Here is a 12,957-nt window from a genome sequence, read left to right as displayed (position 1 = left end):
GGCCTACGAAATCTCAATACGTAGGTCGGGTAAGCGAAGTGCCACCCGACAAACCCGCTAGCTGAACAGCCCAACCAGCGCCGCACACAGCACGGCGGCAACCGCAGTTTGTGGCGTATGGCTTTCAACCGCACCGCTCGATAGCAGATTTATCATTGATTCCAGCATGATGACTTCCCCCCGTTTGCCGGGCACGATCATACTTAACTCATCGGAACAGTAAAGCGCAAAATAGCAGCAATTTGCGCTCAATTATCAATCTTTACACAGTGACCGATCGTCACTCCATTCCGAGTTCTTTTAACTTTCGCGTCAAGGTATTACGGCCCCAACCGAGCAGCCGTGCCGCTTCCTGTTTATGCCCCTGGGTATGACGTAGCGCGGTGGTCAGCAGCGTGCGCTCCATCTCCGGTTGAGCCTCTGAAAGCAGGTTTTGATGACCGGAACGTAATGCCCGATCCGCCCACTGTGCCAACAGGGTTGCCCAGCTGTCTGGCTGCATATGGGACGGTGCATCAGGCACGGTGGTTTCAAACAGTTCGGTCGGTAAGTCCTGAATGAGTACTTCCTGTCCGGCGGCCATTACGGTTAACCAGCGACAGGTATTCTCAAGCTGACGCACGTTTCCCGGCCATGACAGACGGGTGAGCGCCGCCTCGGTTTCAGTGTGTAATTGCTTGGCTTCTACTCCCAGTTCGCGGGCGGCCTCCTGCAGGAAATGACGCGCCAGGCGTGGGATATCTTCCCGACGTTCGCGCAGTGGCGGCAGATGTACCCGGATGACGTTCAGGCGATGGAATAAGTCCTCACGGAATTTGCCTTCCTGCACCCGCAGTTCCAGGTTCTGGTGCGTGGCGGCGATAATACGTACGTCCACCTTCACAGGCGCATAACCGCCAACGCGGTAAAACTGTCCATCGGCTAATACGCGCAATAAACGCGTCTGCACGTCCAGCGGCATATCGCCAATTTCATCGAGGAACAGCGTGCCGCCGTCTGCCTGTTCAAAGCGCCCCTGACGAATCGTATTCGCCCCGGTAAACGCCCCTTTTTCATGGCCAAACAGCTCAGACTCGATCAAATCTTTCGGAATAGCAGCCATGTTCAGCGCGATAAACGGTGCTTTGACGCGCGGACTATGACGGTGCAACGCATGGGCGACCAGCTCTTTACCGGTCCCGGACTCTCCGTTAATCAATACGCTGATTGAAGAACGGGACAGGCGACCAATAATGCGAAAGACGTCTTGCATTGCCGGTGCTTCGCCGATGATGTCGGTTGTTGGGCCGTTGATTTGAATATTACGCGGCTGCTGCTGTTCCTGATAATGGCTGATGGCGCGTTCGACCAGCGCCACGGCTTCATCAATATCAAAAGGTTTGGGCAGATAATCAAACGCCCCTTGCTGGTAGGCGCTGACGGCAGCATCCAGATCGGAGTGTGCGGTCATTATGATGACCGGAAGCATCGGATGCCGCTGTTTGATCTGTTTTAACAGCGTCAGGCCGTCCATGCCCGGCATACGGATATCCGACAGCAGTACGTCCGGCGTTTTGCTGGCCAGCGCGTCCAGTACCTCTTTACCACTCTCAAATGTAGTGCAGCTTAGTCCTGCCCCTGCGAGCGCACGTTCAAGCACCCAACGGATGGAACTATCGTCATCAACTACCCAGACTATTCCTCGTTGCATAAACGTCACCTTTATTTCCTGATAGGCAGGTAAACCGAGAACTCGGTATGACCCGGCCAACTGGTAAATTCAATTTTGCCGGAATGTTGATCAATCAAATTACGGGCGATGGATAATCCAAGGCCGGTACCGCCTTCGCGACCGCTGACCATTGGGTAGAACAGCGTGTCCTGCAAATGCGAGGGAATTCCCGGACCGTTATCCTCAACATCAATCCGCGCCGCCAGACGATAACGCATACCGTGCAGCGTGAGCTGAAACGCGGTGCGGGTACGCAGAATAATCTCGCCGCCTTCCGGTCCCAGCGCCTGCAAAGCATTGCGCACGATGTTCAGCAAAACCTGCTCGATCTGGTCCGGGTCGTGCAGTAATTCAGGCAGACTCGGGTCGTAATCACGAATCAGCGTGACGTTTTCCGGCAGCTCCATCGAGACCAGCGCCACCACGCGCTCCGCCACTTTGTGAATACTTTCTGTGACGTGCATTCCCGGCTGTTGCGGTCCCAGCAAACGGTCGACCAGATTACGCAGGCGGTCGGCCTGCTCAATAATGACTTTGGTATATTCAGTCAGCGCCGGGTCCGGAAGCGCTTTACTGAGCAGTTGCGCCGCGCCGCGTAATCCACCCAGCGGGTTTTTAATTTCGTGCGCCAGGCCGCGCACCAGATCGCGGGCAGCAATCTGCTGGGCGTGCTGGAGCTGTTCCTGGCTCAGACGGCGCTGGTTATCCATTGGCGCCATCTCCAGCAGGATAAGGCCATCAGGCAGCCTCTGAGCGGTCACAGAGAGGATATGTGAGTGGCTATCTATCACCAGCGTCACTTCGTTATCCGTAAAGCCCTGGCCTGCTTCCAGGCTCTCTCGCATCAGCCCGATGTTTAAGGAGAAATAACTCAACAGATCGGGAAGTGGGGTACCAAACAGTTTGCGGGAGCTTTGGGCGAGCAACTGTTGTGCCGCCGGGTTGGCGTAATGTACCGCCAGCTCATCGTCGACGAGTAAGATGCTGTTGATTAAAGAATTGAGGATCTGCCCAGCATCGGGCAGCGTGCCGGTTGCCATTCAGCAGTCTCCTGAAAAGTGTTGCACCAATTTAGTGCATTATAGCTTTTTACATCAAAAAAGCGCGAGGAAGCAGGTTGTTAGTGGAGAAAAAAGCCCATCCTGGGATGGGCTAAAAGTTCCACGGCAACTTAAAGACTCTATATTTTTCTTGCTACAGCCGCGTGGGTCGCAACAAGAAATCTACGGAGTATTGGTACTAATTAAACGCTGTAGTACAGCTCAAACTCTACCGGGTGCGGAGTCATGCGCACGCGGTCATCTTCTTCGCGACGCAGCGTAATGTACGCATCGATCGCTTCATTGGTGAACACGCCGCCTGCAGTCAGGAACTCACGGTCCAGATCCAGTTCTTTCAGTGCTTCTTCCAGAGAACCAGCAACCTGTGGGATCTCTTTCGCTTCTTCCGGCGGCAGGTCGTACAGGTTTTTGTCCATGGCTTCGCCCGGGTGGATCTTGTTCTTAATACCGTCAAGACCCGCCATCAGCAGTGCTGCGAAGCACAGGTACGGGTTAGCAGCCGGGTCCGGGAAACGCACTTCGATACGACGCGCTTTCGGAGAAGCCACTACCGGAATACGGATAGAAGCAGAACGGTTACGGGCAGAGTAAGCCAGCATTACCGGCGCTTCGTAGCCTGGGACCAGACGCTTGTAAGAGTTGGTGGTTGGGTTAGCCAGCGCGTTGATCGCTTTAGCGTGTTTGATTACGCCGCCAATGTAGAACAGCGCCTGCTCAGACAGACCCGCATATTTGTCGCCAGAGAACAGGTTTACGCCGTTCTTGGACAGAGACATGTGGCAGTGCATACCGGAACCGTTATCGCCAAACATAGGTTTTGGCATAAAGGTCGCGGTTTTACCGAAACGGTGAGCGACGTTGTGAACCACATATTTGTAGATCTGAATTTCGTCCGCTTTTTTGGTCATGGTGTTAAAGCGGGTCGCGATTTCGTTCTGACCTGCGGTCGCCACTTCGTGGTGATGCGCTTCAACAACCAGGCCCATTTCTTCCATGATCAGACACATGGTAGAACGGATGTCCTGAGAAGAATCTACCGGAGGAACCGGGAAGTAACCGCCTTTCACGCCAGGACGGTGACCTTTGTTACCACCTTCGTATTTGGTGGAAGAGTTCCATGCGCCTTCGATGTCATCGATAGCCACGTGGGAACCGGAAATGGACGCGCCGAAACGGATGTCGTCAAACAGGAAGAACTCTGGCTCAGGCCCGAACAGAACGGTGTCTGCGATGCCGGTAGAACGCAGATACTCTTCAGCGCGTTTAGCGATGGAGCGCGGGTCGCGGTCGTAGCCCTGCAGCGTACCTGGTTCCAGGATATCGCAACGGATGATCAGGGTGGACTCTTCATAGAACGGGTCGATGAGTGCAGTAGACGCATCTGGCATCAGAACCATGTCTGATTCGTTAATGCCTTTCCAGCCACCGATTGAGGAGCCGTCAAACATTTTGCCTTCTTCAAAGAATTCGGCATTTACCTGATGAGCAGGAATAGTGACGTGCTGTTCTTTACCTTTGGTATCAGTGAAGCGTAAATCAACAAACTTCACTTCGTGTTCGTTCAGCATCGTCAAAACGTGTTCAGCGGACATACTTACTCTCCCGGATTGGTCATGGTCGTCGTGGTAACGAAGTCTTCAATTCTGCAAAAAATTGGCCGTGTCGCCGTAAAAAATATAAAGCGAAATCTGTGCCAACTTTTAAATTGCCCCTAAAAGGCGTTATCATGCGCACTATCGTGCAAAGGGGCTGCACCATGAAGGTTGTATTGCACCATTATAGTGCTTTAATGTGAACATTAAGCACCATATTGGTGCAAAGCATGTCAGATTACCCCTTTTAACGCTCCGTGAATGTGATCACAAAGAAACTCTGCAATACTTGTTTGCGGAGGATGTTTGTGATCCTGTTTTGTACTGCGATTAATCCGTGTACAATAACGCGCTATTTCTAAAATGCCTGAGGCAAAGTTGTGATCGAAAATTTGCGTAACATCGCCATCATCGCGCACGTAGACCATGGTAAAACGACCCTGGTAGACAAGCTGCTCCAACAATCCGGTACGTTCGATGCACGTGCTGAAACCCAAGAGCGCGTGATGGACTCCAACGATTTGGAGAAAGAGCGTGGGATTACCATCCTCGCTAAAAACACCGCTATCAAATGGAATGACTACCGTATCAACATCGTTGATACCCCAGGGCACGCCGACTTCGGTGGTGAAGTTGAACGTGTAATGTCCATGGTCGACTCCGTGCTGCTGGTGGTGGATGCAATGGATGGTCCGATGCCGCAGACGCGCTTCGTGACCAAAAAAGCCTTTGCCCATGGCCTGAAGCCAATTGTTGTTATCAACAAAGTTGACCGCCCTGGCGCGCGTCCTGACTGGGTTGTTGATCAGGTATTTGACCTGTTCGTTAACCTCGACGCTACCGACGAGCAGCTGGACTTCCCGATCGTTTACGCTTCCGCGCTGAACGGTATCGCAGGTCTGGATCACGAAGATATGGCTGAAGACATGACTCCGCTGTATCAGACCATCGTTGATCGTGTTCCGGCTCCAAGCGTAGACCTTGATGGCCCGCTGCAGATGCAAATCTCTCAGCTGGACTACAACAACTACGTTGGCGTAATCGGCATCGGCCGTATCAAACGCGGTAAAGTTAAACCGAACCAGCAGATCACTATCATTGATAGCGAAGGCAAAACCCGTAACGGTAAAGTTGGTAAAGTTCTGACCCATCTGGGTCTGGAACGTATCGAGAGTGATATTGCCGAAGCGGGCGATATCATCGCGATCACCGGTCTGGGCGAACTGAACATCTCCGACACCATCTGCGACCCGCAGAACGTCGAAGCGCTGCCAGCTCTGTCCGTTGATGAACCGACCGTAACCATGTTCTTCTGCGTAAACACCTCCCCGTTCTGTGGTAAAGAAGGTAAATATGTTACCTCTCGTCAGATCCTTGACCGCCTGAACAAAGAGCTGGTGCACAACGTTGCGCTGCGCGTCGAAGAAACCGAAGATGCGGATGCGTTCCGTGTATCCGGTCGTGGTGAGCTGCACCTGTCTGTTCTGATCGAGAACATGCGTCGTGAAGGTTTCGAAATGGCGGTTTCCCGTCCGAAAGTAATCTTCCGCGAAATCGACGGCCGTAAACAAGAGCCGTTCGAAAACGTAACGCTGGACGTAGAAGAGCAGCATCAGGGTTCTGTCATGCAGGCTCTGGGTGAGCGTAAAGGCGACCTGAAAAACATGAATCCAGATGGCAAAGGCCGCGTACGTCTTGACTACGTGATCCCAAGCCGTGGTCTGATCGGCTTCCGTTCAGAATTCATGACCATGACTTCCGGTACCGGTCTGCTGTACTCCACCTTCAGCCACTACGACGATGTTCGTGCGGGTGATGTGGGTCAGCGTCAGAACGGCGTACTGATCTCCAATGGCCAGGGTAAAGCAGTTGCGTTCGCACTGTTCAGCCTGCAGGACCGCGGTAAGCTGTTCCTGGGTCACGGTGCTGAAGTTTACGAAGGCCAGATCATCGGTATTCACAGCCGCTCTAACGACCTGACTGTAAACTGCCTGACCGGTAAGAAACTGACCAACATGCGTGCGTCCGGTACTGACGAAGCAACGGTTCTGGTTCCGCCGGTTAAGATGACTCTGGAGCAGGCTCTGGAATTCATCGATGACGACGAACTGGTAGAAGTTACCCCAACCTCTATCCGTATCCGTAAGCGTCACCTGACTGAAAACGATCGTCGCCGTGCAATGCGTGGCGCGAAAGAAGAGTAATTAACGCTCTTTCTCAGGTAAGCATAAAAAAGCCGCTGATTTCAGCGGCTTTTTTTATCTAAAAGATCAGGTTGTTTCCTGCTCTGCAATGACTAGCTCAATATTTTCTAAATCAAGCAATTGCTTGAATGAATTTGGTGGTTGGGAATCGGTAAAAAATGCCCGAATTTTGCGCATATTACCGATGGATACAGCGGCTGAGGCGGTAAACTTAGTATGATCAGCAACTAACAGCGTATTACGTGCATGCTTAATCATCGTTTTGGCGACAAGCGCTTCGTTAACGTCAAATTCCAATAGTGTGCCGTCTTCCTCAATGGCACCAATACTGGTAATCAAATAGTCGGCTCTGAATCCTTCAATAAAGTTCACTGCTCCTGGACCAATAATACCGCCATTATGAGCACGTAACGTTCCACCGGGCACCATGACCTCAAGATCTTGATTCTTATATAAGATCTGCGCAACGCGAAGACTGTTAGTAATTATGCGTAGGTCCCGGCGGTTCAGCAAAGCTCGTGCGACGGCTTCTACCGTAGTACCAATGGTAATAAAAACCGTGCAGCGTTCAGGAAGATAATCAGCAACAGCCTCCGCTATCGCTTCTTTTTCCTGAATGAGGGACAACTCTCGCTGTTCGAAGGCGGTATTCATGATGCTGGATACACGTCCGGCTCCACCATGGTGTCGGGTGATCAGACCCTGTTCACTCAACTTACGAATATCTCGGCGCACGGTTTGTGTGGAAACATCCAGCAATTGTGCGAGCTCTTCAATATTCATATAGCCGCGTTCTGAAATGTAATGAACAAGTTGATCGTGACGCGGATTACCGGTGACTTCAATGATGCTCATGAATACTCCTGGACCTCTTCCCCGTAATTGTCGGCTATTTTACGCATAAAGTGACAAAAATGATTCGGTTTGCGCACGATTAGGAATTCCGGCTCGTCCGCCTGCCTGAGTGCATTTCATCGCCGCCACAGCACTTGCGAAACGGATAGCTTGATCAGTAGACATTTTCTCTGCGAGAGCTGCCGCCATAGCACCGTGGAAAACATCGCCTGCCCCAGTTGTATCCACAACATTGACAGAAAATGCAGTTTGTTGGCACGTTTGCCCATTTTCAATCCATAGTGATCCTTCACTACCAAGCGTAACGTACACTTTACCATTGGTATGCTTAGAGGCCAGTTTAAGTGCCAGTTGTGCATCATTCTGCCCGGTCATTCTCTTCAGACCTGGGGTTGAAAAAACTGCATGGTCGGCAAGTGCTACCAATGGGGTTATGTCTTGTGGAGTCATATCGGCATCCAGCAGTGTTGGGACACCTGCGGCACGTGCCAGCTCGAAGGATTTCAACGTCCCTTCATGCCAACGTACATCGGCCAGAACGATGTCATATCGAGAAAAATCAATCGACTCCAACCACTGAGCATCTGTACCAAGATCTGGGCTTGGATAGTTCACGATGATGCGTTCTCCGTGCTGATCGACCAATATTGCGGACTGAGATGAACGGGAATTCGGGTATTGCCGACAAAACTCGGTATTAACCCCCCAGACCTGAAGTTCGTTAAGCAAAGTATTCCCGCAACTGTCATCGCCTACGCGACCTATAAAATCAACGTCAATACCGAGCCGGGCAATGGCGACAGCCGCTGTTGCGGCTGGGCCGCCACCTGTTTCAAGGTATTGATTAGATTGATATTTACCCCCGCCATTGGGCAGGTCGTTTAAAGAATAAATACGGTCCTGAACGGTGATTCCAATACAAGCAATTCTGGTCATATTTGTTTATTCCTGTGTGATCTTGTCTTCTTTTGTTCATTTTAATGACATAAATGATCAAATTAGTGACATGTGTCTTGTTTTTAGTCATAAATTACAAATATGCTCAAAAACAGACGAAAACGAATTTTTAATTGTAATTATTTTGTCAACCTGAGACAGGAGAGCATTCATGACAACCGTTGCATTTTTGGGCTTGGGCCAGATGGGCAGCCCAATGGCTAATAATCTATTGCAAAAGGGACATGCTTTGCGTGTGTTCGACGTAAACCAACAGGCAGTCAATGAATTAGTACAAAAAGGTGCGACTGCTGCTCAAACCCCTGCTGAAGCCGCTAAAGATGCTGAATTCATTATCACTATGCTGCCAAATGGCGACATCGTTCGGCAAGTTCTGCTGGGTAAAGATGGCGTCAGTGAAGGCCTGTCCCCCAATGCATTGGTTATTGACATGTCCACGATTCATCCATTGCAGACCAATGCATTGATTCATGAGATGAGAGAGAAAGGCATCAGCATGATGGATGCCCCCGTGGGCAGAACGTCAGTTAACGCGATTGACGGCACGCTGCTGATTCTTGCTGGTGGAACGCCTGAACAGGTTGAACGCGCTCGCCCTGTGCTGATGTGTATGGGAAATGAACTGGTGGAAGCTGGCGGTCCCGGTATGGGGATCCGTGTAAAGCTCATCAATAACTATATGAGTATTGCGCTGAACGCCTTGTCAGCGGAAGCCGCTGTACTTTGCGAATCATTGGGTTTGAGCCTTGATGTGGCCATTAAGGTCATGAGCGGTACTGCCGCAGGTAAGGGGCACTTTACGACAACCTGGCCTGGCAAGGTACTTAAAGGAGATCTTTCTCCGGCATTCATGGTGGACCTCGCGTTGAAAGACCTGCGTATTGCCGTCGATGTCGCTAGTCAGACCGGTGCGCCGCTCAATATGGGCATTGCAGCAGAAACCTATTACACCCGTGCCAGCGAGAACGGTCGAGGCCGTCAGGACTGGAGTGCGTTGTTATCTCAGGTTCGTCAGCAGGCTGGCCGACCAGATTCACTATAAATTTTAAACAGTTACAGGAGTTATTATGTCTTCCCACAATACCCCATACACGCTGAAAGATATTTCTCGCCCTGGCGGTGGATTTGCCATGCTGGCCGTTGATCAGCGTGAAGCAATGCGCCTGATGTTTGCAGCGTCTGGATATCCTAAACCGGTTGCCGACAGCGTATTGACTGATTTTAAAGTTGCAGCAACACAAATTCTGTCTCCCTACGCTTCAGCGGTTCTGGCAGATAAACAATTTTGTCTCGATCAGATTGTCTCTCAAGGTGCAGTCGCTGATTCATGTGGACTGATTGTGGCGGCTGACCATTTTGTTCCGGGTAATGGTATTCCAGTTGATAGTGTCGAAATTGATAGAGCGATTGATCCGCATAAAGCCCGCGAAATGGGTGCGAAAGCCATGAAGTTGTTGGTGCTGTGGCGTGAAGATGAACCTGCAGAAGAACGTTTGGCTATGGTGGCTGAGTTTGTTCAACGCTGCCGTAGCGCAGGGTTGGTCAGCATCATTGAGCCGGTTGTCCGACCTCCTCGTCGTGGTTGGGAATTTGACCGGGAAAGCGCCATCGTTGCCGCAGCGGCTGAACTCGGCTGCACCGATGCTGACCTCTATAAAGCTGAAATGCCATTAGGCGGCAAAGGTGATGAACAGACCCTACTTGCTGCGTGTCAAAAGTTGCATGAACAAATGAAAATGCCGTGGGTCATTCTCTCTTCTGGTGTTGATGCGGATATTTTTGGCCGCGCGGTCCGTATCGCCATGAAGGGGGGAGCTTCCGGATTCCTGGCAGGGCGTGCCGTTTGGGCATCGGTTGTTGGTGCTCAAGATCCGCAAACAATGTTGCGTGATGTGTCGGTTCCACGCTTACAACGCCTGGCAGAAATCGTCGATGAAGGGATTTCTCAGCGTTAATCACCCATTTTAACGAATCTGGAGAAGAACCATGGATAAGATTACCCAAGTTCTATTTTCTGATATTGGGAAGGTGACCACCCAATATGTTGAGCTGCCGCACCAGGAACTTAAACCGCAAGAAGTCCGCATTGCTCCGGTGTTTTACGGAATATGTGGCTCTGATCTGCATGTACTGAAGGGAGGGCACCCATTTGCAAAACCTCCGGTTGTGCCTGGACATGAAATTGCGGCACGCGTAACTGAAGTGGGCAGTGAAGTGACGAATGTTAAGCTGGGCGATCATGTCGTAGTTGACCCAATAATGGCCTGCATGGAGTGTCGTGCTTGTAAAGCGGGTCGCTTTAATCTGTGTGAGCCGCCACAGGTTGCTGGCTTTCGGGCGCCGGGTTTTGCCCGCTCGCAGCACATTGTACCTGCACGAAACTGCCATGTTGCACCTGCTTCGTTACCACTAAAAGCACTGGCTTTCGCTGAGCCAGCAGCCTGCGCGCGTCATTGCGTGAGCCGTATGCCGAAAGCGTCATTGGAAAGTGTACTAGTGATTGGTGCAGGGACAATTGGCTTATCCATCGTTCAAGCATTGCGCATCATGGGCGCGGGAAAGATCACCGTCATCGAACCTGATGCCGCTAAGCGCGCGTTGTCGTTAAAGCTAGGTGCCACGGAAGTCTGGGCTCCGGGGGAATTGGATGCACAGGTCCGTTTTACGGGGGCAATTGATGTTGTTGCTGCCCAGACCACGCTGAATGATGCATTTACCCACGTTTATGCTGGCGGAACGGTAGTGTGCATGGGGGTACCGAGTGGCCCACGTGAAATTCCTCTTCCGATGATGCAGCGCTTCGAACGCGATTTGTTGAATTCCGGCATGTATATCCCGGAAGACTTCGATGCCGTGATTGAATGGCTTGCGGATGGGCGGTTTGACACCAGCGAACTGGTGACCGATCTCTTCCCTGTCGAAGATGCGGATAAGGCGTTTGAACGTGCGCAGCAAAATGACTCTATAAAAGTCATGCTGCAATTTGCTGAGGTTTGATGCTGTAACCCTCTGTCTGGCGCTGCTTAAGGGTAGCGCCATCCTACAACAATGAAAAAGGATGCTGCGATGAGTCACATCACCAGTCCTACACCTTACTCGATCGGTCGTCCCCAGGACGTGATTGATATTGTTAATAAACATTCAGCAGTAAACACCAGTGTCGGCGTCATTTTTATCGCTCTTGGCGGCATTCTAATTGATGCCTATCAGGCGGCGATGGTGGGGTTTGGTAATAAATATATTGCATTGCAATTTGGTATTTCGCCGGGGCTAGCGGCGACGGTTAACGCCTCTGTTTTAGTTGCCGCTCTGATTGGTGGATTGCTGGCGAACCGTGTGATTAACCGCTTTGGTCAAAAGCGTGCATTTATCATCGGAATGGGCCTGTGCACAATAGGTGCCGCAGCTGTCGCGATAGCCCCGAACATCTGGTGGGTGCTGGTGTGTCGCGTAATCATGGGATTTGGCTTGGGTATTGATTTCCCGCTGGCAACAAATGCGGTGGCAGAACTACGCGGCTCAACATCTAAGAAAACCGGTTCATCGGTTAATCTCTGGCAAATGGCCTGGTATGTATCAACTACGGTCGTCTATCTTGTGCTGCTTCCACTGCTGTTGTCGGGTATCGCAGAAGAGCAATTATGGCGCTATGGTATTTTCATTGGTGCTATTTTTGCCATCATTATCATGATCCTACGCTATTTCTTCATTGGCGAATCCGCAATGTGGGCCGCACGAGTCGGACGTTATGATAAAGCCTGCGATATTCTGGCTAAACGCTATGGTGTTCATGCTCGCGTTGCTGCCAAGTCAAAAAGCGATGATATTTCTGCTGAAAAAACAGAAAGTAAGTTTCATGGCGGGTATGGGATTTTATTTAACTCACGTTATCGCAATCGTACCATTCTCGGCTGCGTTGTGGCGACGATGCAAGCCTGGCAATACAACGCCGTGGGCGTTTATTTACCGCTGACTTTGGCGGGAATACTGAGCGGTGGATTAACCGGGGCACTTAGCGGTTCTGCGGTAGTGAATGCCCTGTGTGGCATTACAGGTGGATTGATTGGTTCACTTATCCTCCAGCGTTTGGGAACTCGCCTTCAGTCGATGTATGGTTTCGCCGTCGTAACGGTTGCATTACTGGCTTTAGGTGCATTAGCAACCACCAACCCATGGCTTTCTTTAGGTTTGTTGGGCGCGATCATTTTCTTCCATTCAGCGGGCCCGGGCGGCCTGGGAATGACCATTGCCACACTTTCTTATCCGCCATCTATTCGCCCGACAGGCGTAGGATTTGCTCGTGCAATTATGCGTACTGGGGCGATTGCCGGGCTTATTTTCTGGCCAATGTTGTGGGGTGCATTAAAGACAGAAGCGTTCTATTGGCTGGCAATTGTTCCTTTTCTCGGCTTCTTGACATGCGTGTTGATTAAGTGGGAACCACTTGGTGCAAACGTTGACGCTGAAGACGCTGAGGTACTGGCTGAGCTGGATAAATAACAAGCAAGCGCGTCGCAACATGTCGACGCGCTTTTTCGTATATCCGCCGCTTTTTTAGTGATTTTATTGCGCAGATT

Annotated in this window: 11 protein-coding genes; 5 read left to right on the top strand and 6 right to left on the bottom strand. The window is 51.2% G+C overall.

Annotated elements, in window-relative coordinates; translation table 11 throughout:
• Positions 1-57: 57 nt before the first annotated feature.
• The 4 genes from HV243_RS23945 to glnA form a co-directional block, all read right to left on the bottom strand.
• Positions 58-168 carry a YshB family small membrane protein gene (locus tag HV243_RS23945; RefSeq protein ID WP_003028631.1) on the bottom strand — a complete coding sequence of 37 codons (111 nt, stop codon included), beginning with the start codon at positions 166-168 and terminating at the stop codon, positions 58-60.
• Between the two features lie 112 nt (positions 169-280).
• On the bottom strand, positions 281-1,690 hold the full coding sequence (gene glnG / locus HV243_RS23940; protein WP_047357802.1) for a nitrogen regulation protein NR(I): 1,410 nt from the start codon (positions 1,688-1,690) through the stop codon (positions 281-283).
• A gap of 11 nt (positions 1,691-1,701) precedes the next feature.
• A complete protein-coding gene (gene glnL, locus HV243_RS23935) occupies positions 1,702-2,751 on the bottom strand; it encodes a nitrogen regulation protein NR(II) (protein ID WP_016155163.1) in 1,050 nt (349 codons plus the stop codon).
• Positions 2,752-2,954: 203 nt separating this feature from the next.
• Positions 2,955-4,364, bottom strand: coding sequence for a glutamate--ammonia ligase (gene glnA, locus HV243_RS23930; protein WP_003028638.1), 1,410 nt, complete (start codon positions 4,362-4,364; stop codon positions 2,955-2,957).
• 380 nt (positions 4,365-4,744) lie between these two features.
• Between glnA and typA the strand changes: the two genes are divergently transcribed.
• Entirely contained in the window at positions 4,745-6,568 is a 1,824-nt protein-coding gene (gene typA / locus HV243_RS23925; RefSeq protein ID WP_008786988.1) for a ribosome-dependent GTPase TypA, read from the top strand.
• 66 nt (positions 6,569-6,634) lie between these two features.
• On the opposite strand, the gene HV243_RS23920 is transcribed toward typA, so the two are convergent.
• Both HV243_RS23920 and HV243_RS23915 read right to left on the bottom strand, forming a co-directional pair.
• On the bottom strand, positions 6,635-7,423 hold the full coding sequence (locus tag HV243_RS23920; RefSeq protein WP_053388928.1) for a DeoR/GlpR family DNA-binding transcription regulator: 789 nt from the start codon (positions 7,421-7,423) through the stop codon (positions 6,635-6,637).
• A gap of 39 nt (positions 7,424-7,462) precedes the next feature.
• Positions 7,463-8,359, bottom strand: coding sequence for a sugar kinase (locus HV243_RS23915; protein WP_016157866.1), 897 nt, complete (start codon positions 8,357-8,359; stop codon positions 7,463-7,465).
• Between the two features lie 172 nt (positions 8,360-8,531).
• On the opposite strand from HV243_RS23915, the gene yihU reads away from it, so the two are divergent.
• The 4 genes from yihU (at position 8,532) to HV243_RS23895 (ending at position 12,880) form a co-directional block, all read left to right on the top strand.
• Complete coding sequence (yihU, locus tag HV243_RS23910; RefSeq protein WP_181603897.1) at positions 8,532-9,422, top strand: sulfolactaldehyde 3-reductase; 891 nt, start codon at positions 8,532-8,534, stop codon at positions 9,420-9,422.
• A gap of 25 nt (positions 9,423-9,447) precedes the next feature.
• Positions 9,448-10,335, top strand: a complete 888-nt coding sequence (locus tag HV243_RS23905; protein WP_016157868.1) for an aldolase — start codon at positions 9,448-9,450, stop codon at positions 10,333-10,335.
• A gap of 31 nt (positions 10,336-10,366) precedes the next feature.
• On the top strand, positions 10,367-11,377 hold the full coding sequence (locus HV243_RS23900) for an alcohol dehydrogenase catalytic domain-containing protein (protein ID WP_016157869.1): 1,011 nt from the start codon (positions 10,367-10,369) through the stop codon (positions 11,375-11,377).
• Between the two features lie 69 nt (positions 11,378-11,446).
• Positions 11,447-12,880 carry an MFS transporter gene (locus HV243_RS23895; protein ID WP_053388927.1) on the top strand — a complete coding sequence of 478 codons (1,434 nt, stop codon included), beginning with the start codon at positions 11,447-11,449 and terminating at the stop codon, positions 12,878-12,880.
• The last annotated feature ends 77 nt before the right edge of the window (positions 12,881-12,957 follow it).

The sequence above is a fragment of the Citrobacter sp. RHBSTW-00599 genome (assembly GCF_013784065.1).
GTDB lineage: Bacteria > Pseudomonadota > Gammaproteobacteria > Enterobacterales > Enterobacteriaceae > Citrobacter > Citrobacter braakii.
Note: the sequence above shows the minus strand (reverse complement) of the source record. Positions and strands in the feature narration are given on the sequence as shown.

Coding starts and splice junctions, on each gene's coding strand:
- HV243_RS23945 (WP_003028631.1), bottom strand. CDS start 168: ATGCTGGAATCAATGATAAATCTGCTATCGAGCGGTGCGGTTGAAAGC.
- glnG (WP_047357802.1), bottom strand. CDS start 1,690: ATGCAACGAGGAATAGTCTGGGTAGTTGATGACGATAGTTCCATCCGT.
- glnL (WP_016155163.1), bottom strand. CDS start 2,751: ATGGCAACCGGCACGCTGCCCGATGCTGGGCAGATCCTCAATTCTTTA.
- glnA (WP_003028638.1), bottom strand. CDS start 4,364: ATGTCCGCTGAACACGTTTTGACGATGCTGAACGAACACGAAGTGAAG.
- HV243_RS23920 (WP_053388928.1), bottom strand. CDS start 7,423: ATGAGCATCATTGAAGTCACCGGTAATCCGCGTCACGATCAACTTGTT.
- HV243_RS23915 (WP_016157866.1), bottom strand. CDS start 8,359: ATGACCAGAATTGCTTGTATTGGAATCACCGTTCAGGACCGTATTTAT.
- yihU (WP_181603897.1), top strand. CDS start 8,532: ATGACAACCGTTGCATTTTTGGGCTTGGGCCAGATGGGCAGCCCAATG.
- HV243_RS23905 (WP_016157868.1), top strand. CDS start 9,448: ATGTCTTCCCACAATACCCCATACACGCTGAAAGATATTTCTCGCCCT.
- HV243_RS23900 (WP_016157869.1), top strand. CDS start 10,367: ATGGATAAGATTACCCAAGTTCTATTTTCTGATATTGGGAAGGTGACC.
- HV243_RS23895 (WP_053388927.1), top strand. CDS start 11,447: ATGAGTCACATCACCAGTCCTACACCTTACTCGATCGGTCGTCCCCAG.